Annotated in this window: 16 protein-coding genes and 2 tRNA genes; 7 read left to right on the top strand and 11 right to left on the bottom strand. The window is 66.6% G+C overall.

Annotated elements, in window-relative coordinates:
• Window positions 1-23: 23 nt before the first annotated feature.
• The 3 genes from WKF39_RS07830 to glyA are packed head-to-tail and all read right to left on the bottom strand — an operon-like array spanning window position 24 to window position 2,398.
• Window positions 24-362, bottom strand: a complete 339-nt coding sequence (locus WKF39_RS07830) for a DUF3817 domain-containing protein (protein ID WP_340387071.1) — start codon at window positions 360-362, stop codon at window positions 24-26.
• A gap of 4 nt (window positions 363-366) precedes the next feature.
• On the bottom strand, window positions 367-1,116 hold the full coding sequence (locus tag WKF39_RS07825) for an SURF1 family protein (RefSeq protein WP_340387069.1): 750 nt from the start codon (window positions 1,114-1,116) through the stop codon (window positions 367-369).
• 4 nt (window positions 1,117-1,120) lie between these two features.
• Window positions 1,121-2,398: a serine hydroxymethyltransferase gene (gene glyA, locus WKF39_RS07820; RefSeq protein ID WP_340387067.1), complete on the bottom strand. Its 1,278-nt coding sequence runs from the start codon at window positions 2,396-2,398 to the stop codon at window positions 1,121-1,123.
• A 191-nt stretch (window positions 2,399-2,589) separates the two neighbouring features.
• Here glyA and WKF39_RS07815 point away from each other — a divergent pair, with 191 nt between their 5' ends.
• The 7 genes from WKF39_RS07815 to WKF39_RS07785 all read left to right on the top strand — a co-directional run bounded on the left by WKF39_RS07815 (window position 2,590) and on the right by WKF39_RS07785 (window position 10,025).
• Window positions 2,590-4,218: an ABC transporter substrate-binding protein gene (locus WKF39_RS07815; RefSeq protein WP_340387066.1), complete on the top strand. Its 1,629-nt coding sequence runs from the start codon at window positions 2,590-2,592 to the stop codon at window positions 4,216-4,218.
• Between the two features lie 87 nt (window positions 4,219-4,305).
• Window positions 4,306-5,394, top strand: coding sequence for an ABC transporter permease (locus WKF39_RS07810; protein WP_340387064.1), 1,089 nt, complete (start codon window positions 4,306-4,308; stop codon window positions 5,392-5,394).
• Window position 5,395: 1 nt separating this feature from the next.
• Window positions 5,396-8,089, top strand: coding sequence for a dipeptide ABC transporter ATP-binding protein (locus WKF39_RS07805; protein ID WP_340387062.1), 2,694 nt, complete (start codon window positions 5,396-5,398; stop codon window positions 8,087-8,089).
• Window positions 8,090-8,161: 72 nt separating this feature from the next.
• Window positions 8,162-9,034, top strand: a complete 873-nt coding sequence (locus WKF39_RS07800) for an oxygenase MpaB family protein (RefSeq protein ID WP_340387060.1) — start codon at window positions 8,162-8,164, stop codon at window positions 9,032-9,034.
• 63 nt (window positions 9,035-9,097) lie between these two features.
• The gene (locus WKF39_RS07795; protein ID WP_340387058.1) at window positions 9,098-9,421 is read left to right on the top strand and encodes a hypothetical protein; all 324 of its coding nucleotides are present in this window, start codon (window positions 9,098-9,100) and stop codon (window positions 9,419-9,421) included.
• The gene (locus tag WKF39_RS07790) at window positions 9,418-9,831 is read left to right on the top strand and encodes a phage holin family protein (RefSeq protein WP_340387056.1); all 414 of its coding nucleotides are present in this window, start codon (window positions 9,418-9,420) and stop codon (window positions 9,829-9,831) included. The genes WKF39_RS07795 and WKF39_RS07790 overlap by 4 nt, the downstream gene beginning before the upstream one ends.
• A complete protein-coding gene (locus WKF39_RS07785) occupies window positions 9,828-10,025 on the top strand; it encodes a DUF3618 domain-containing protein (protein WP_340387054.1) in 198 nt (65 codons plus the stop codon). The genes WKF39_RS07790 and WKF39_RS07785 overlap by 4 nt, the downstream gene beginning before the upstream one ends.
• A gap of 11 nt (window positions 10,026-10,036) precedes the next feature.
• On the opposite strand, the gene WKF39_RS07780 is transcribed toward WKF39_RS07785, so the two are convergent.
• The 8 genes from WKF39_RS07780 to gyrB form a co-directional block, all read right to left on the bottom strand.
• Window positions 10,037-10,663: an MBL fold metallo-hydrolase gene (locus WKF39_RS07780; protein WP_340387052.1), complete on the bottom strand. Its 627-nt coding sequence runs from the start codon at window positions 10,661-10,663 to the stop codon at window positions 10,037-10,039.
• A complete protein-coding gene (locus WKF39_RS07775; RefSeq protein WP_340387050.1) occupies window positions 10,663-11,748 on the bottom strand; it encodes an S-(hydroxymethyl)mycothiol dehydrogenase in 1,086 nt (361 codons plus the stop codon). The genes WKF39_RS07780 and WKF39_RS07775 overlap by 1 nt, the downstream gene beginning before the upstream one ends.
• 127 nt (window positions 11,749-11,875) lie before the next feature.
• Window positions 11,876-12,118 carry a hypothetical protein gene (locus WKF39_RS07770; protein ID WP_340387048.1) on the bottom strand — a complete coding sequence of 81 codons (243 nt, stop codon included), beginning with the start codon at window positions 12,116-12,118 and terminating at the stop codon, window positions 11,876-11,878.
• 332 nt (window positions 12,119-12,450) lie between these two features.
• Window positions 12,451-12,526: transfer RNA gene (locus tag WKF39_RS07765), tRNA-Ala, on the bottom strand.
• Window positions 12,527-12,677: 151 nt separating this feature from the next.
• Window positions 12,678-12,752 (bottom strand) — tRNA-Ile (locus WKF39_RS07760).
• Between the two features lie 146 nt (window positions 12,753-12,898).
• The gene (locus WKF39_RS07755; protein ID WP_340387046.1) at window positions 12,899-13,714 is read right to left on the bottom strand and encodes a DUF3566 domain-containing protein; all 816 of its coding nucleotides are present in this window, start codon (window positions 13,712-13,714) and stop codon (window positions 12,899-12,901) included.
• Window positions 13,711-16,266 (bottom strand): DNA gyrase subunit A, encoded by a 2,556-nt coding sequence (gyrA, locus tag WKF39_RS07750; protein ID WP_340387044.1) that lies wholly within the window; start codon window positions 16,264-16,266, stop codon window positions 13,711-13,713. Before gyrA ends, WKF39_RS07755 begins: the two co-directional genes overlap by 4 nt.
• A gap of 31 nt (window positions 16,267-16,297) precedes the next feature.
• Entirely contained in the window at window positions 16,298-18,295 is a 1,998-nt protein-coding gene (gene gyrB, locus WKF39_RS07745; RefSeq protein ID WP_340387042.1) for a DNA topoisomerase (ATP-hydrolyzing) subunit B, read from the bottom strand.
• Window positions 18,296-18,297: the final 2 nt, after the last annotated feature.

Raw genomic sequence — 18,297 nt, 5'->3', positions numbered from 1 at the left:
TGCGTAGGGACCGTGGTAAACCGTCAGGCGGGGTGAGGGCTACCGGCCTTGACCGCGTGCGTGGCTCGGCGCTCGGCCCAGAAGCTCACGAGAGGGATCGTGGCCAACAGCATCGTCGAGATCGTGAACCAGGGCTTCCAACGGTTGCGCTGGGCGAGGATCGCGATGAGCACCAGCAGCGCCATGAAGAGGACCCCGTGCACCTGGTCGATCACCGTGATCAGGCCGTCGTTGCGGTTCCACCACGACTGGTCACCCGTGGTGCGCTGAGCGATCGCAGCGGTGACGACGAACAGCAGGTTGAGCCCGACGACCGTCGCGATGACCTGGTAGGGGCGGAGCGGACCGGCAGGATTCTTCACGGCGTCAGGCTACCTTCGGCCGCGCAGCGGCCACGCTCTCGGTCGACATCCGCCACCACATGAAGGCCGCGAAGGCCCCGAACACCCACCACTGGAACGCATAGGCGAGGTTGCGCAGCCCAACTGTCCACGACACGTCACCGGGCTTCGGCGGTGGCACGAGGTCGAGGCCGCCAGCAACGGCCGTGCTCGTGCTGATCGCGAAGCCGGAGTAGAGGTCATAGGGCAGCTCATTGGTCAACGCCGGGATGCGCACCGAGCCGATCTCGCGGCGATCGGTGTCGAATGCCGTCCCGATGGCCTCGCCAGGCTCGAGCACGGCGGCGACCGTGACGGTCCCCGCGGGGACCGGCGGGAACTCGGTCACCGACGGAGCCCAGCCGCGTACGACCAACAATGCCTGGTCACCGCCGACGATCAGCGGCGCGAGCAACCACGCGCCCGTGCGGCCGCCCTGCTGCTTGCCGGTCACCCACACCTGATCCGTGGCCGAGGCGAACTCGCCCTCCACCGCGACTGGTCGATGGTTGAGCCTAGCCTCGAAGGGCTCATCTTCGCCCCACAGCCCGGCGAACGCGACCCGCGGAACGTCCTGCTTGTCGGCCCGCTCATGCTCCTGACGCGAGTCGTATGCCCCGAGCTGCCACATCCCCATGAAGACGCAGAACGCCACGGCGACGATCGCGAAGAGGTGGAGTCCGACGAGGCCGGGCCGCAGCCAGAGCCGCGCCGATGCGGGGGCTCCGCGGTTCACTCGCTCACGCCGAGAACGGCGCGACGTCCGGATAGAGCGGGTAGCGCTCGGCGAGCACCGTCGCGCGCTTGCGGAGCCCTTCGACGTCGACATCGCCGGGCAGCAACGCGGACGCGATGATGTCAGCCACCTCGGTGAACTCCCCGGCGCCGAATCCGCGGGTCGCAAGCGCCGGCGTGCCGATCCGCAGGCCGGATGTCACCATCGGCGGGCGCGGGTCATTGGGCACCGCGTTGCGGTTGACCGTGATGCCGACGGAGTCGAGCCGGTCCTCGGCCTGCTGGCCGTCGAGCTCGGACTCCCGCAGGTCGACCAGGACGAGGTGCACATCGGTGCCACCGGACAGCACGTTGACGCCCGCCGCCCGGGTGTCCGCGGCCATGAGGCGCTCCGCGAGGATCCTGGCGCCCTCGATCGTACGCTCCTGGCGCTCCTTGAACTCCGGCTCCAGCGCCATCTTGAAGGCCACGGCCTTGGCAGCGATGACGTGCTCGAGCGGACCGCCCTGCTGACCCGGGAAGACCGCGGAGCGCATCTTCTTGGAGATGGCCTCGTCATTGGTGAGGATCGCACCACCGCGTGGGCCGCCCAGGGTCTTGTGCGTCGTCGTCGTCACGATGTGCGCGTGCGGCAGCGGGCTGGGGTGCAGGCCAGCCGCGACGAGTCCGGCGAAGTGCGCCATGTCGACCCACAGCTTGGCACCGACCTCGTCGGCGATCTCACGGAACAGTGCGAAGTCGAGCTGACGGGGGTATGCCGACCAGCCGGCGATGATGACGGTGGGGTTGTGCTCGTGGGCCAGGGACCGGACCTCGTCCATGTCGACGAGGCCGGTCTCGGGGACGACGTGATAGGCGATGGGGTTGTAGAGCTTGCCGGAGAAGTTGAGCTTCATGCCGTGCGTCAGGTGGCCGCCGTTGGCGAGGTCGAGTCCGAGGATCGTGTCACCGGCGGTCGCGATGGCGTGCAGCGCGGCGGCGTTGGCGGTCGCACCGGAATGCGGCTGCACGTTGACGAAGGCCGCGTCGAAGAGCTGCTTGAGCCGGTCGATCGCGATCGTCTCGACCTGGTCCACGAACTCACAGCCGCCGTAGTAACGCTTGCCCGGATAGCCCTCGGCGTACTTGTTGGTGAGCACACTGCCCTGCGCCTCCAGCGAGGCGACAGGGGCGAAGTTCTCCGACGCGATCATCTCGAGCGTCGACTGCTGACGGTGCAGCTCGGCGTCCAGGAGCGCAGCGATGTCAGGGTCGAACTCGGACAGATGCTGGTTGTGACTCATGGCCCCAGACTAACGGTCGACCCTCGGCGACGACACGGGTCCCGGCCCGCCCGACCAGGCCATCGGTAACCAAAATGCAATCTCGCAGGTCGGCACAGCCACCGCGGGCGCGTGTAGCGTGCGGAAAGGCTCAGTCCCATCATGTGGACAACTCGCCGCCACGTCGTGAGCGGCTCGACCGTAGGAGAGCAATGAAGAACTTCCGTCGGGGAACCGCGATCATCGCGGCCTCCACGCTCGCTGGCATCACGCTGGCGTCCTGTGGGCAAAGCAAGGACTCAGGTGGGGACTCAGGTTCTGGCCTCATCGTGGGCACCACGGACAAGGTCGTGTCGATCGACCCAGCCGGCTCTTATGACAACGGCTCGCTCAACGTCCAGACGCAGGTCTATCAGTACCTGCTGAACTTCCCGGCCGGAAGCACCGAGCTGACGCCGGATGCTGCCGAGAAGTGCGACTTCGACACCCCGACGACCTACGTCTGCACCATGAAGGACGGCCTGAAGTTTGCCAACGGCAACGACCTGACGGCATCCGACGTGGCCTTCTCGTTCACTCGTATCGGCAAGATCGAGGACCCCAACGGCCCGGCGTCGCTGCTCGGCGCGATGAAGTCGGTCGAGGCGACTGACGACAAGACCGTGACGTTCACGCTCAACGCACCCAACGACCAGACGTTCCCCCAGATCCTCGTGACGTCGGCCGGTCCGATCGTCGACGAGGAGACCTATCCCGCCGACAAGGTCATGGACGACGAGGCTGCAGTCAAGGCCAACGGCTTCTCGGGTCCCTACACGATCTCGAAGTACTCCAAGAACCAGCTCGCGGAGTTCAAGGCCAACCCGGACTACGACGGCACGTATGGCAAGGCCCAGACCAAGACGGTCACGATGAAGTACGAGGCCAAGCCGGAGAACCTCAAGCTCGACATCCAGAACAAGGACGTCGACGTCGCCTACCGGTCGCTGACCCCGACCGACATCGCCGATCTCGAGAAGGCCGACGGTCTGACGGTCCATACCGGCGCCGGTGGCGAGCTCCGCTACATCACCTTCAACCTCAAGACCATGCCCGGTGACGACCCCGAGCAGAAGCTCGCGATCCGTCAGGCGATGGCCTCGTCGGTCGACCGCGCTGAGCTCGCGAGCCAGGTCTACAAGGACACGTTCACCCCGGCCTACTCCATGGTGCCGGACGGACAGGTCGGCGCGACCGAGGCGTTCAAGGAGGCCTATGGTGAGGCCCCGGACAAGGCTGCTGCCAAGAAGATCCTCGATGACGCCGGCGTGAAGACCCCGGTCAACATCAAGCTGCAGTACAACCCGGACCACTACGGCTCCAGCTCCGCCGAGGAGTATGCCGCGGTCAAGCGCCAGCTCGACGCGACCGGCCTGTTCAAGGTCGACCTCCAGTCGACCGAGTGGGTCACCTACTCCGAGGAGTACCCGGCTGACGCCTACCCGGTGTTCCAGCTCGGGTGGTTCCCGGACTTCCCGGACGCTGACAACTACCTGTCGCCGTTCCTGTCGCCCTACAGCAAGGACAAGAGCGGCAACTTCACCAACTCGCACTACAACGAGGAGGGCACGGACTTCGAGGACACCACGATGTCCAAGCTCCTCGACGACGAGCGCACGGATGCCGACGAGGCGTCACGCACCGCGACGCTCAAGGAGATCCAGGACCGCTTGGCCGACCAGGTCCCCTACCTGCCGTTGCTGACCGGATCCCAGGTCGCGATCGCGACCGACGAGGTCAAGGGTGTCGAGAAGACCTTGGACCCGTCGTTCAAGTTCCGCTTCACGTCACTGTCGAAGTGACTCCGTGAAAGGGGGCGAGCCCACGGCGGGCTCGCCCCCTTTCCGCATGTTGTCGTGCACCGCCGCTGAGCAAGGAAGAGGGATCCCATGTCCACCGCCGAAGTGATCGCGCCCAGCGGCCCTCCCGTCGGGACAGCACCGTCCAGACGGCGTGGCCCGTTGAGTCCGCTGGCCCGCTACCTGCTGGTCCGCCTCGCTCTGCTGATCCCGATGATCTGGGTGCTCGTGACACTCGTGTTCGTCATGATGCGGGTCATCGGTGATCCGATCCAGGCTGCCCTCGGCGGGCGCCTGACTCCCGCGCAGATCGCCGAGCGCAAGGCTGAGGCAGGCCTCGACCGCCCGATCCTGACACAGTACTGGGAGTACATCGGCGGCTTGTTCCGCGGCGACTTCGGTACGACCCTGACCGACAACCGCAAGGTCTCGGACATCCTGATCACCAACGGCGCCGCGACGCTCGAGCTGGCGTTCTGGTCGCTGCTCGTTGCGTTCGCGGTCGGCATCCCACTCGGCCGCATCGCCGCACGCTACCGAGACCGTACGCCCGACGTCGCGCTGCGACTGTTCGCGATCCTCGTCTATGCGGCGCCGGTGTTCTTCGTCGGACTGCTGCTCAAGCTCGCGTTCAGCCCGTTCGGATGGCCTGCGTCAGGACGGGCCGACGTCTCCAACGAGCTGACCCTCCTGGACGTCAACCCACACACCAACATCATGATCGTGGACGCGCTGCTGTGGGGCGATCCGGCGATCATCGGCGACGTGCTGCAGCACGCGTTGCTCCCGGCCATCGCCCTCGGCCTGCTGACCGGCGGCGTGTTCCTGCGGCTCGTGCGGGTCAACCTCCTGCAGACCATGCGGATGGACTACGTGACTGCCGCTCGTGCCCGCGGTGTGTCCGAGCGGCGGGTCTTGAACAAGCACGCCTTCCGCAACGCCTTGATCCCCGTCGTCACGGTGATGGGCATGCAGGTCGCCCTGTTGCTCGGTGGCGCGATCCTCACCGAGACGACATTCGAGTGGAAGGGCCTCGGCTACAGCCTCTCGGAGTACCTCATCAAGCGGGACTTCCTCGCGGTGCAGGGCATCGTCACCGTCATCGCGCTGATCGTGGGAGCCATGAGCTTCCTGATTGATGTCATCATCGCGTTCGTCGACCCCCGAGTGAGGTTCTGACATGAGCCGCTTCGTCCCCTCCGTGGTCCGTCAGTCGCACGGCCTGCAGCGCTTCATGCTGCTGCTGGGCTTCAGCCTGGTCGTCTTCTTCGTCTTCGTCGCGATCTTCGCGCCGTGGCTCGCGCCCTACGACTTCAACGCCGACCGCGCCAACGGTGTCGTGTTCGGCACCCAGCAGCCGCCCTCCGCCGACCACCTGTTCGGCACGACCGTCGGCGGCACCGATGTGTTGTCGCGAGTCATCTATGGCACGCGCACCGCGGTCGAGGTCATCATCTTGGCGGTAGCCCTGTCCGCCGTGATCGGCGTGCCCCTCGGCCTGGTCTCGGGCTATCTCGGTGGCTGGCTCGATCGAGCCCTGGTCCTCGTGATGGACGCGCTGTATGCCTTCCCGTCGCTGCTGCTCGCGATCGTCGTCTCGATCGTCGTGTCGGGCGGCAGCAGCGGTGCCGTCGGCGGCATCATCGCGGCAGCCCTGTCGATCACGGTCGTGTTCGTGCCGCAGTACTACCGCGTCATCCGCAACGCCACGCTGTCGGTCAAGGCCGAGCCCTACGTCGATGCAGCCAAGGTCGTCGGCGTACGCACGCCGCGCATCCTCAAGAAGCACATCTTCTCCAACGTGTCCCAGTCACTGCCGGTCATCGGCACGCTCAACGCCTCCGAGGCGATCCTCACGCTGGCCGGTCTCGGCTTCCTCGGCTTCGGCATCGAGCCGACGGCGGCAGCCGAATGGGGATACGACCTCAACAAGGCGCTGCCGGATGCCTCATCCGGCATCTGGTGGACCGGCACGTTCCCGGGCGTCGCGATCGTGCTGATCGTGCTCGGTGCCACGTTGGTCGGTGAGAGCCTCAACGACATCCTCAACCCGCTGCTCCGCACGCGCAGCGGGAGCAACGCCGAGGCCGACGAGGCCGAGATCCAGCACGAGTTCGAAGAGGCCGTGGCCCCCCCGGACACCGCCCGCGACACCGCCCGCGACACCGCCCGGCCCGCAGGGAAGCCGTCCTCCCACGAGCGCGGCGAAGGGACATCAGCCGGCACCAAGCGGGTGGCTTCGCTGTCGCTGTCCAACCTCGCCGTCACCTTCCGCACCGACGCCGCTCCGGTCCATGCGGTCAACGGCATCAGCTTCGACGTCGCTCCCGGCGAGGTCGTGGCGGTGGTCGGTGAGTCCGGCTCCGGCAAGTCGGTCAGCTCACGGGCCGTGCTCGGTCTGTTGCCGTCGACCGCCGAGGTCACGGGCTCGGCAACGCTGGGCGACCGTGAGCTTCTCGGCATGTCGGCGCGCTCGCTGCGTCCCATCCGCGGCGACCAGGTCTCGATGGTGTTCCAGGAGCCTTCGACGGCACTCAACCCCGTCTACACCGTCGGCTGGCAGATCATCGAGGGTCTCCAGGCCCACAAGAAGATCTCCAAGAAGGACGCCCGCAAGCGCGCGGTCGAGCTGCTCGATCTCGTCGGCATGCCCGATCCCGAGGATCGGGTCGACTACTACCCGCACCAGCTCTCCGGCGGTCAGAAGCAGCGCGTCGTCATCGCGATGGCGATCGCGTGTGAGCCCGACGTCATCATCGCCGACGAACCGACCACGGCACTCGACGTCACGGTGCAGGCGGCGATCCTCGAGCTGCTGCTGTCACTGCGCGACCGGCTCGGAACCGCCATCGTCCTGATCACGCACAACATGGGTGTCGTCGCCGACATGGCCGATCGCGTCGTGGTGATGTATCGGGGCAACATCGTCGAGCAGGCGCCCGCGCGCCAGCTCTTCGCCGCCCCCGAGCACCCCTACACGCGGGCGCTGCTCGATGCGGTGCCGCACCTGGGACGGGCGAACGGCCCCGGACTGGTCGACGACAACGAGCTCGTGCTCAAGGTCGACGACCTCGTGGTGGAGTTCGCCGGCGGTTTCGGTCAGCCGACGTTCCGCGCGGTCGACCACGTGTCGCTCGAGGTCCGCAAGGGTGAGGTCCTCGGTCTGGTCGGTGAGTCCGGATCGGGCAAGTCGACCATCGGGCGTACGACCGTGGGTCTCCAGCAACCGACGAGTGGCACCATCAACGTGTCGGGCAACCAGGTCTCGGGCCTGACCGATCGCCAGCTGCGGCCACTGCGCTCGCGCTTCGGCTTCGTGTTCCAGGACCCGGCGTCCTCGCTCAACCCCCGCATGTCGATCGGTCAGTGCATCGCTGAGCCGCTTCACGTCCAGACCGAGCTGAAGCAGGAGCAGATCGACGCCAAGGTCAAGTCGCTGCTCGAGAGCGTCGAGCTCGGCGGCTCGTATGTCGAGCGGTTCCCGCACGAGCTGTCCGGCGGCCAGCGCCAGCGGGTCAGCCTGGCCCGCGCCCTGTCGCTCGACCCGGACCTGCTGATCGCGGACGAGCCCACCTCGGCGCTCGATGTGTCGGTTCAGGCACGCGTGCTCGAGCTGTTCACCGAGCTGCAGCAGCGACTGCAGTTCGCCTGCCTGTTCATCAGTCACGATCTCGCGGTCGTCGACACCCTCGCCAACCGCGTTGCGGTCATGCAGCACGGCAAGCTCGTCGAGATCGGGCCGCGCGACCAGGTGCTGGGCAACCCGCAGGAGGACTACACCAAACGGCTCATCGCCGCGGTCCCGGTGCCGGATCCCGACGAGCAGCGCCGCCGCCGCGAGACGCGCGGGAACATGCTCACCGACATCTCCTGACGGCAGTGTGAGATGACCGTCGACGGCCGAACTGAACGAGCCGCTCGCCCGTAGCGAGCGTACGGTCGAGCCATGAACCCGCTCGAGTCCGTGCGCAAGCGTGCCGGCGCGACGATCTTCGCTCGCGTCGCCGGCGATGAAGGTCCGGCCCGCCGCGACCGCATTCATCTCGCGGAGGGTCCGCGGCGCTTCGCCCCCGGATCGTCGATCCACGTCGTGCACTCCGATGCCTCGATGTTCGTGGGCGGGATCCGCGCACTGCTGCTCCAGTCGATGCATCCCCTCGCCATGGCCGCCGTCGATGCGCACTCGGGCTTTCGCGGTGACCCGTGGGGCCGGCTCCAGCGGACGAGCACATTTCTCGCCGAGACGACCTTCGGCACGATCGAGGATGCCGACCGGGCCGTGGCAGTCGTCCGAGCCGTCCACGAGCGCGTGCGCGGAACCGCTCCCGACGGGCGGCCCTATGTCGCTTCTGATCCCCACCTGATCCGTTGGGTGCACGTCGCCGAGATCGACAGCTTCCTGCGGGCGCACGACCGCTACGGCGCCAAGCCGCTGGACCCCGGCGGTCGGGATGCGTATGTGGCCGAGGCTGCGCACGTCGCACGAGCCCTCGGGGCCGTCGATGTCCCCGAGACCGTCACCGAGCTCGACGAGGTGCTGGCCGGCTATCGGCCGGAGCTCGAGGCCACTTCGGCAGCTCGCCGCGCGGCCCGATTCATCCTGGTCCACCCGCCGGTGCCCTTGGCCCTGCGGGCACCTTACGGGCTGCTGTCAGCCGCAGCCGTGGCAATGATGCCGCGTTGGACCCGCTGGCCCTTGCGACTGCCCTATCTGCCGCTGACCGAAGCCACCGCGGTGCGTACGAGCGGAGTCGCCATCACCGGGGCCATACGCTGGGCGATGGGTTCCTCTCCATCCGAGCCCCAGCACTCGAGCTGAGGCCCTCCCTCAGCGTGTGACGGAGATACTTCGGGGTAACCCGAATCAAAAGGAGTGATCAACATGAAGAAGCTGACAGTGCTCGTGATCGGTGCCGCCGGATATGTCCTCGGGGCCCGCGCCGGACGTGAGCGGTACGAGCAGATCAAGCAGCAGGCGACCAAGACGTGGAACAACCCCACCGTCCAGAGCGCGGTCGATGACGTCCAGACCCAGGCCAAGCAGACCGGTGCCGACGTCGGCAACAAGGTCGGCGCGAAGGTTGCCGATGTGGCTGGCGACGCCAAGGCGAAGGTCAGCGACAAGCTCAAGGGCAGCGACACCGATCCCGCGTCGGACGCCTACAGCCCGACGAAGGCCGACGTCAGCCACAACGGCACGTCATGACCGACCGGCGGCCGCCGACCTCACAGGCGTCGACCGGCCAGCTCATCGCTCAGGCCACAGACGACATCTCGACGCTCATCCGCGACGAGCTGCGGCTGGCCAAGCTGGATCTGGCCGAGAGCGGCAAGCGCCTCGGGGTCGGAGTCGGCATGTTCGGCGTCGCTGGCACCTTGGCCCTCGGTGGGCTCGGCGCCCTGATCGCGACTGCGATCCTGGCGCTGGCCCAGACACTCGATCCGTGGCTGTCAGCGCTGATCGTGGCGGCGGCGCTGTTCGTCGTCGCCGGGCTCGCGGCCCTGATCGGCAAGGTGCGGGTCAGCAAGGTGGCGGAGCCTCCGCACGACCGGGTCGAGAGCGTCAAGGCAGATGTGGCGGCCGCCAAGCACGGCACCCAAGGAGCCTCCACATGAGCGAGGACCTGCAGCGGGAGATCGACCAGACCCGCGAGCACCTGGGTGTGACAGTCGATGCCCTGGCCGCCAAGCTCGACGTCAAGACGCGGGCGCAGGAGTCGTTCCAGGAGTCCGACAAGCGCAAGCTCGGCCTGGCTGCCGCAATGGGGGTTGCGGCGATCGTCGCGCTCGTGCTGTGGCGGCGGCGCTGAGCTTCAACACCTCAAGCCGCCGGCCTGGTCCATTCGTCGACGTGCGATGACTCGGCCCCGATCGTGGTGTCGTCCCCGTGGCCGGTATGCACGACAGTCTCATCGGGCAGCGTCAGCAGTCGTTCGCGGATGGACTCGATGATGGTGTCGAAGTCCGAATAGGAACGACCGGTCGCGCCCGGGCCCCCGGCGAAGAGCGTGTCGCCCGTGAAGACCGCGCCGAGCTCCTCGGCATACAGGCACATGCTGCCCGGAGTGTGTCCCGGCGTCGGGATGGCGCGTAGGACCGTGCCGGCGACCGTGAAGGTCGCACCGGTGTGCAGCTCCTTGTCCGGCGGTGAGTCGTGCTCGACGTCCCACAGCATCCGATCCGCCGGCGGGAACCACACCGCCGCGCCGGTCATGCGGCCGAGCTCGACCGCCGCGTTGATGTGATCGTTGTGCCCGTGGGTCAGGACGATCGCGAGGACCGTCCGCCCACCGATCGCGGCCAGGATCGCATCACTGTCGTGCGGCGCGTCGATCACGAGCACCTCGGCGTCGTCGCCGATCAGCCAGACATTGTTGTCGACGTCCCAGCTGCCGCCGTCGAGGGCGAACCGTCCCGAGGTCACGATCTTGTCGACGCGTGCGGTCATCACAGGGTCACCACCGATCGCAGGACTCCACCCTCGTGCATCTTGTCGAACGCCGCCTCGACATCCTCGATCCCGATCGTCTCGGTGACGAAGGCGTCCAGATCGAGCCGGCCCTGCTGATAGAGGTCGACGAGCATCGGGAAGTCGCGACTCGGGAGGCAGTCGCCATACCAGGACGACTTGAGTGAGCCGCCCCGCCCGAACACGTCGAGCAGTGGGATCTCGAGCCGCATCTCCGGTGTCGGCACACCGACCAGCACGACAGTGCCGGCGAGGTCGCGTCCGTAGAACGCCTGCTTCCACGTCTCGGGCCGACCGACCGCGTCGATCACGACGTCCGCGCCATTGCCGTCGGTGAGCGCCTGGATCGCCTCGACCACATCCCCGGCATTCGGATTGATCGTATGGGTGGCGCCCATGCCCTTGGCCCACTCGAGCTTGCGGTCATCGAGGTCGACCGCGATGATCTTGGCTGCGCCCGCCAATCGCGCGCCTGCGATCGCCGCGCTTCCGACGCCGCCGCATCCGATCACGGCGACGGAATCGCCCCGCTGCACGTTGCCGGTGTTGATGGCCGCCCCCAACCCGGCCATGACGCCGCACCCGAGCAGGCCCACCGCCGCCGGCGAGGCGGACGGGTCGACCTTGGTGCACTGTCCCGCGGCGACCAGGGTCTTGTCGGCGAAGGCACCGATCCCCAGGGCCGGTGACAGCTCGGTGCCGTCCTCGAGCGTCATCTTCTGTGTCGCATTGTGGGTGTCGAAGCAGTACCAGGGTCGTCCCCGCAGGCACGCCCGGCACTGGCCGCACACGGCTCGCCAGTTGAGGATCACGAAGTCGCCGGGCTCCACCTCGCTGACACCCTCGCCGATCGTCTCCACGACCCCCGCCGCCTCGTGCCCCAGCAGGAACGGGAAGTCGTCGTTGATGCCACCCTCGCGGTAGTGGAGATCGGTGTGGCACACACCACAAGCCGAGATGTCGACCACGACCTCGCCGGGTCCCGGATCCGGCACCACGATGTTCTCCACGGTGACGGGTGCACCCTTCGTACGGGCAATGACTCCACGGACGGTCTGCGGCATGGGGCTCCCTCAAGGTGTGGGCTGATTCACGATGACGCTATCGGGCCTCTGGTTGCCGTACCACTTGGAACCCGGCCGATATGGTTCGGACATGTCCACGCTGCCGGTGTCCGCTCGTGCCTTGACTTCAAGCGAAGAGGAGCTGGTCGAGGCTGCCCGACAGACCATTGAGGCAACCACCGACGCAGGACCAGACGCTGATGGCATCCACACCATGGGTGCCGCGGTCCGCAGCGACGACGGCCGCATCTTCGTCGGCGTGAATCTCTACCACTTCACCGGTGGACCATGCGCTGAGCTTGTGGCCCTCGGGGCCGCGCGCGCGGGTGGGGCGAAGGGAGCAACTCACATCGTGGCGGTTGGAAACCACGGGCGAGGACCTATCGGGCCGTGCGGTCGGGATCGGCAGATCCTGCTCGACTACTACCCCGGGATTCGGGTGATCCTTCCGACCCACGGAGGAGTGCGAAGCGTGCCCATCAGCGACCTCATGCCTCTGGCAACCTCTTGGTCATTCGGGGACGGCTCGCAGATGGCTTAGAGGTCCGGATCCGAGCCGAGGGGATCCCTTCCTGACACCTGTGGCGGGCGGCTTCGCCGCGAGGGCGCAGGCGGGTTGATGGGGCCCGACTCGAGTGCTCGCGTGGAATCACCAAAGATCAAGGCCCCCCACCCAAAACCGGGGTGGGGGGCCTTGATCTTTGGTGGAGCCGAGGGGACTCGAACCCCTAACCCCCTGCTTGCAAAGCAGGTGCGCTACCAATTGCGCCACGGCCCCGTGATGGTGCTGGTCCCGGGTCAGACCTTGTCGCTGGCAGCCGCCCAGGTGTCGGCCGGCTTCTGCTCCTTCGACTTCGCGAGGGCCCAGAAGACGCCTGCGGCAGCGAGCCCCAGGGTGATGATCTTCTTCATGTGACCTCCTCGTTGAGTGGGCGTACGAGGACTTGAACCTCGGACCTCTTCCTTATCAGGGAAGCGCTCTAACCAAGCTGAGCTATACGCCCGCAACAGCGGTGAACTTTACCGCACGCACTTCGTGAGCGACGAATTGGGCCAACCTGCCCACAAGCCGAGCGAAGCGAGGCCAAGCGCCCGGGCGAAGTCCGGCGGGGACGAAGTCACCGGAACGGTGAGGCACGAGCCGCGCGCCCTACTTTTCCTCGGCGAACGTGAGCTCGACACCACCGAGCAGCTGAGCAGCGAGGTTGTAAAGATGCGCCGCGATGGTGGCGAGCGCCGTCATCAGGATGACGTTGATCGCTGAGAGCACGAGGGCCAGTCCGACCAGGCGGCTGAAGCCCAGATAGTCCGTGATGCTGAAGCTCGAGGCGTCATCGCTCAGCACCGAGGTCACGCTGCCGTTGATCTGGTCCCACACGCCCGTCGCCTCGAGGACGACCCAGAAGATCATCACCGCGACGACCGAGACGATCATCATCGCGACCGAGACGGCGAAGGCCAGACGAGTGACCGACCAGGGCTCGACCCGGGTCAGCCGCAGACTCGCCCGCCGGCCCGACCCGGCGTCGGGACCCGGCGTCAACGTCGTGGTGGATCCGGACTTCTTCTTGTCGCGGTCCTTGAACTTCTCGATCCTGTCCTTGACCGCTGGGATCACGGCCGTGGTCGACGGTGAGCCCTTGGTGGTACGCGAATAGTCCGCCGCCGTCAGTGGACGGCCAGTAGGACCGGTGCCCGGCTTGACCTGGGGCTTGGACTCGGATCGGTCAGCGCCCGACCCCGACGTGTCATCGCGTTTGATCGGCGAACCAGGGCGGGTACGGCCCTTGTCCGTCTGCATGCTGGTCACCGGTGCTGCCTTGGCAGTCGGAGCGTTCTTGCCCGGCACCTTCTTGGCAGGACCCTTGGCCGGTTTGGGGATTCGGGGAATCGCCTGGGTCGGCGCTGCGTCCGCGGCGCTGGAACCCGGCGCTGAGGGCGAACCCTGGTTGTCGTCTTCGGTCACTGATCTGGATCCTCGTCGGTCGACGTCACTTCGGCCTGGGCCTCGTCTTGGGGGAGCTCGGTGTTGCGCGCGATGGTCACGACCCGGTCATCCCCCTTGAACTTCACGAAACTGACCCCCATCGTGCCACGCCCAGTCGGATTGACTCCCGAAACCAGGCTCCGAGTGACCTGGCCGGCCGCTGTGACAGAGATGACGTCGTCGGTGTCGACGAGCACGAGGCCACCCACGAGCTCGCCGCGGTTCTCGGTGATCTGCATCGCCTTGATGCCCAGACCACCCCGGCCCTGCAGGCGATACTGCTCGACAGGGGTCTTCTTGGCGAACCCACCCCCGGTGACGGTGAAGACGAACAGCTGGTCCTCCTCGGGCACCTCCGTGGTCTCCAGCGCAGCCGCCGACCGGCGGATGACCGACATCGACAGCATGGCGTCCTCGCCGCGGAACTTCATGCCCGTGACACCCGATGTCGCTCGTCCCATCGGCCGCAGCTGCTCGTCGTCGGCGCGGAACCGGATCGCCTGCGCCTTGCGCGAGATCAGGATCAGGTCGTCTTCGGGCGTCACCAGCTCGGCACCGATGAGCTCGTCGTCCTCGTCCCGGAAGTTGATCGCGATCACGCCGGCCTGGCGCGGGCTGTTGTAGTCCCCGAGCCGGGTCTTCTTGACCAAGCCCTTCTTGGTGGCAAGCACGAGGTAGGGCGCCTGCTCGTAGTCGCGGATCGCCAACACCTGGGCGATGTCCTCGTCGGGCTGGAACGACAGCAGACCTGCGACGTGGCCGCCCTTGGCATCCCTGCCGGCCTCGGGCAGGTGGTAGGCCTTGATGCGGTAGACGCGGCCGGCGGTCGTGAAGAACAGGATCCAGTGGTGCGCCGTGGTCGGGAACATGTGCTCAACGAGATCGTCGCCGCGCAGCGCGGCCCCCCGTACGCCTTTGCCGCCGCGGTTCTGCACGCGGTAGAGATCGGTCTTGGTGCGCTTGGCGTAACCACCCTTGGTGATCGTGACGACGACCTCCTCATCGGGGATGAGGTCCTCGTCGGACAGATCACCATCTGAGGGGATGATGACCGCGCGGCGGTCGGTGCCGAACTTGTCGACGATCTCCTGAAGCTCTTCTGAGACGATTCTGCGCTGCCGCTCGGGACTGCCCAGGATGTCGCGGTAGTCGGCGATCTTGAGCTCGAGCTCGGCGAGGTTGTCGATGATCTTCTGGCGCTCGAGGGCCGCGAGGCGGCGCAGCTGCATGTCGAGGATCGCGGTGGCCTGCATCTCATCGATCGACAGCAGGCTGATGAGGCCGTCGCGGGCTTGCTCGGTCGTGGGGCTGCGGCGGATCAGGGCAATGACATCGTCGAGGGCGTCGAGCGCCTTGACGAGTCCACGTTGGATGTGGGCCCGGGCCTCGGCCTCGTCGAGCAGGTACTGCGTCCGACGCTGGATGACCTCGATCTGGTGGTTGATCCAGTTGCTGATGAAACCGTCGAGCGTCAGGGTGCGCGGAACCTCGTCGACGAGAGCCAGCATGTTGGCGCTGAAGTTGGTCTGCAGCTCGGTGTGCTTGAAGAGGTTGTTGAGCACGACCCGGGCGATCGCATCGCGCCGGATCTCCACGACGATGCGCCGGCCCACGCGCGAGGACGACTCATCACGCAGGTCGGAGATGCCGTTGATGCGGCCGGCGTTGACGAGGTCGGCGATCTTGCGCATCAGATTGTCGGGGTTGACCTGATAGGGCAGCCCCGTGATCACGAGCTGGATCTTGCCCTTGTTGTCCTCCTCGATCGAGACGATCGCGCGCATCATGATCGAGCCGCGACCCGTGCGGTACATGTCATCGATGCCCTTGGTGCCGACGATCAGTGCGTCCGAGGGGAAGTCGGGGCCCTTGACCCGCTCGATCAGGGCTTCGAGGAGCTCTTCCCTCGAGGCCTCGGGGTGAGCCAGCGCCCACTGCGCTCCCTCAGCCACCTCACGAAGGTTGTGCGGCGGAATGTTGGTCGCCATGCCGACCGCGATGCCGGCCGACCCGTTGACCAGGAGGTTGGGGATGCGGGCCGGCAGGACCGTCGGCTCCTGCGAACGTCCGTCGTAGTTGGGACGGAAGTCGACCGTGTTCTTGTCGATGTCTCGCACCATCTCCATCGCGATCGGCGCGAGCCGGCACTCGGTGTAGCGCATCGCGGCGGCACCGTCATCGCCCGGGGAGCCGAAGTTGCCCTGCCCGTCGATCATCGGGGCGCGCATGACCCACGGCTGCGCGAGGCGTACGAGGGTGTCGTAGATCGCGGTGTCACCGTGGGGGTGGTACTGCCCCATGACGTCACCGACGATGCGCGAACACTTGGAGAAGCCGCGGTCGGGCCGGTAGCCGCCGTCGAACATCGCGTAGAGGACTCTGCGGTGGACCGGCTTGAGCCCGTCACGGACGTCCGGGAGAGCGCGCGACACGATGACGCTCATCGCGTAGTCGATGTAGGAGCGCTGCATCTCATCCTGCAGCTCGACGGGTTCGATCCGGTCGTGCTCGGGAGGTGTGGTGTCGGTCATCTAGGAGTCCTGCCCTGGGTTGTGATCGAGATCAGATGTCGAGGAAGCGGACGTCTTTGGCGTTGCGCTGGATGAACGAGCGCCGCTGCTCGACGTCCTCGCCCATCAGGATCGTGAACATCTCGTCGGCCATCGCGGCGTCCTCGAGCGTCACCTGCCGCAGGATTCGATTGGCTGGGTCCATCGTGGTGTCCCAGAGCTCGCTGTCGTTCATCTCGCCCAGACCCTTGTAGCGCTGGATCTGCTGGCCGACCTCCTTGGGCAGGCGCTTGCCGTCGGCGCTGCCGGCCTTGAGCATCGCGTCTCGCTCGGCATCGGAGTAGGCGAGCTCGTCGGTCGAGTTGCTCCACTTGATCTTGTAGAGCGGCGGTTGCGCGAGATAGACGTGACCGCCGTCAATCAGCGGCTTCATGAAGCGGAACAACAGCGTCAGCAGAAGGGTCGAGATGTGCTGACCGTCGACGTCGGCATCGGCCATCAGCACGATCTTGTGATAGCGCAGCTTGTCGCTGTCGAAGTCCTCATGGACACCGGTGCCCAGCGCCGAGATGATCGCCTGGACCTCGGCGTTCTGGAGGATCTTGTCGATGCGGGCCTTCTCGACGTTGAGGATCTTGCCGCGCAGCGGGAGGATCGCCTGCGTACGGGGATCGCGTCCGCCCTTGGCCGATCCGCCGGCGGAGTTGCCCTCGACGATGAAGACCTCGCACTCCTCGGGATTGCGCGACGAGCAGTCGGCAAGCTTGCCCGGCAGGCCACCCCCACCCAGGAAGCCCTTGCGGTTGCGGGCCAGGTCGCGGGCCTTGCGGGCGGCCATACGGGCGGTCGCCGCATCGATCGACTTGCGCACGATGGTCTTGCCCTCGGCCGGGTGCTGCTCGAACCACGCGCCGAGCTCGTCGTAGAGGACGGTCTGGACGTATGACTTGGCCTCGCTGTTGCCGAGCTTGGTCTTGGTCTGGCCCTCGAACTGGGGCTCCTCGAGCTTGATCGAGACGATCGCGGTCAGGCCCTCTCGGATGTCCTCACCCGAGAGGTTGTCAGCAGCCTTCTTGATCAGACCCTGCGCCGAGGCGAACTTGTTGACCGTCGACGTCAGTGCCGCACGGAAGCCCTCCTCGTGGGTGCCACCCTCGTGGGTGTTGATCGTGTTGGCGAAGGTGTGGACGGACTCGATGAAGCTGTCGTTCCATTGCATCGCGATCTCGAGCGACAAACCCTTGGATTCGTCGTCTGACTCGATCGAGATGATCTCGCGGTGGATCGGTGACTTGCTGCCGACATTGACGTGCTCGACATAGTCGACCAGGCCCTTGTCGTAACGGAACCTGGCATCGCGCTCGACCTCGTCCACCGGAGTGTCACTCTCGGCCGCGTCCTGCGCCGCCTCGCGGTCGTCGCGCAGCACGAGCTCCAGACCCTTGTTGAGGAAAGCCATCTCGCGGAACCGGGACTTCAGCGTCTCGTAGCTGTAGACCGTGCTCTCGAAGATGTCTTCACTGGCGTAGAAGGTCGTGGTGGTGCCGGTCTCATCGGTCTCTTCGTGGCGCGCGAGCGGTGCATCGGGGACGCCATAGGTGAAGGACTGGGTCCAGCGGTAGCCGGCGCGCCTGATCTCGACGTCTAGCCTGGTCGACAGTGCGTTGACGACCGAGACACCAACACCGTGCAGGCCGCCGGAGACCTTGTAGCCTCCGCCGCCGAACTTGCCACCAGCGTGGAGCGACGTCAGGACCAATGTCACGGCCGGGATCTTCTCGGTCGGGTGCTCATCGACCGGGATGCCGCGACCGTCATCGACCACCCGGACCCCACCGTCGGGCTGGAGGGTCACGGCGATGTGGGAGGCATATCCCGCGAGGGCCTCGTCGACCGAGTTGTCGACGACCTCATAGACCAGGTGGTGCAACCCGCGCTCGCCCGTCGATCCGATGTACATGCCGGGGCGCTTGCGTACGGCCTCCAAACCCTCGAGGACCTGAATGTGGCTGGCGTCGTACGAGGCTTCAGGATCTGGAGTTTGGCTCACTT

This window comes from Aeromicrobium sp. (genome assembly GCF_037719875.1).
Taxonomy (GTDB): Bacteria; Actinomycetota; Actinomycetes; order Propionibacteriales; family Nocardioidaceae; genus Aeromicrobium.
Note: the sequence above shows the minus strand (reverse complement) of the source record. Positions and strands in the feature narration are given on the sequence as shown.

Excerpts from the sequence above, each read along its gene's own strand:
- glyA (WP_340387067.1), bottom strand. The coding sequence starts at position 2,398 with ATGAGTCACAACCAGCATCTGTCCGAGTTCGACCCTGACATCGCTGCG.
- WKF39_RS07815 (WP_340387066.1), top strand. The coding sequence starts at position 2,590 with ATGAAGAACTTCCGTCGGGGAACCGCGATCATCGCGGCCTCCACGCTC.
- WKF39_RS07810 (WP_340387064.1), top strand. The coding sequence starts at position 4,306 with ATGTCCACCGCCGAAGTGATCGCGCCCAGCGGCCCTCCCGTCGGGACA.
- WKF39_RS07805 (WP_340387062.1), top strand. The coding sequence starts at position 5,396 with ATGAGCCGCTTCGTCCCCTCCGTGGTCCGTCAGTCGCACGGCCTGCAG.
- WKF39_RS07800 (WP_340387060.1), top strand. The coding sequence starts at position 8,162 with ATGAACCCGCTCGAGTCCGTGCGCAAGCGTGCCGGCGCGACGATCTTC.
- WKF39_RS07795 (WP_340387058.1), top strand. The coding sequence starts at position 9,098 with ATGAAGAAGCTGACAGTGCTCGTGATCGGTGCCGCCGGATATGTCCTC.
- WKF39_RS07790 (WP_340387056.1), top strand. The coding sequence starts at position 9,418 with ATGACCGACCGGCGGCCGCCGACCTCACAGGCGTCGACCGGCCAGCTC.
- WKF39_RS07785 (WP_340387054.1), top strand. The coding sequence starts at position 9,828 with ATGAGCGAGGACCTGCAGCGGGAGATCGACCAGACCCGCGAGCACCTG.
- WKF39_RS07780 (WP_340387052.1), bottom strand. The coding sequence starts at position 10,663 with ATGACCGCACGCGTCGACAAGATCGTGACCTCGGGACGGTTCGCCCTC.
- WKF39_RS07775 (WP_340387050.1), bottom strand. The coding sequence starts at position 11,748 with ATGCCGCAGACCGTCCGTGGAGTCATTGCCCGTACGAAGGGTGCACCC.
- gyrA (WP_340387044.1), bottom strand. The coding sequence starts at position 16,266 with ATGACCGACACCACACCTCCCGAGCACGACCGGATCGAACCCGTCGAG.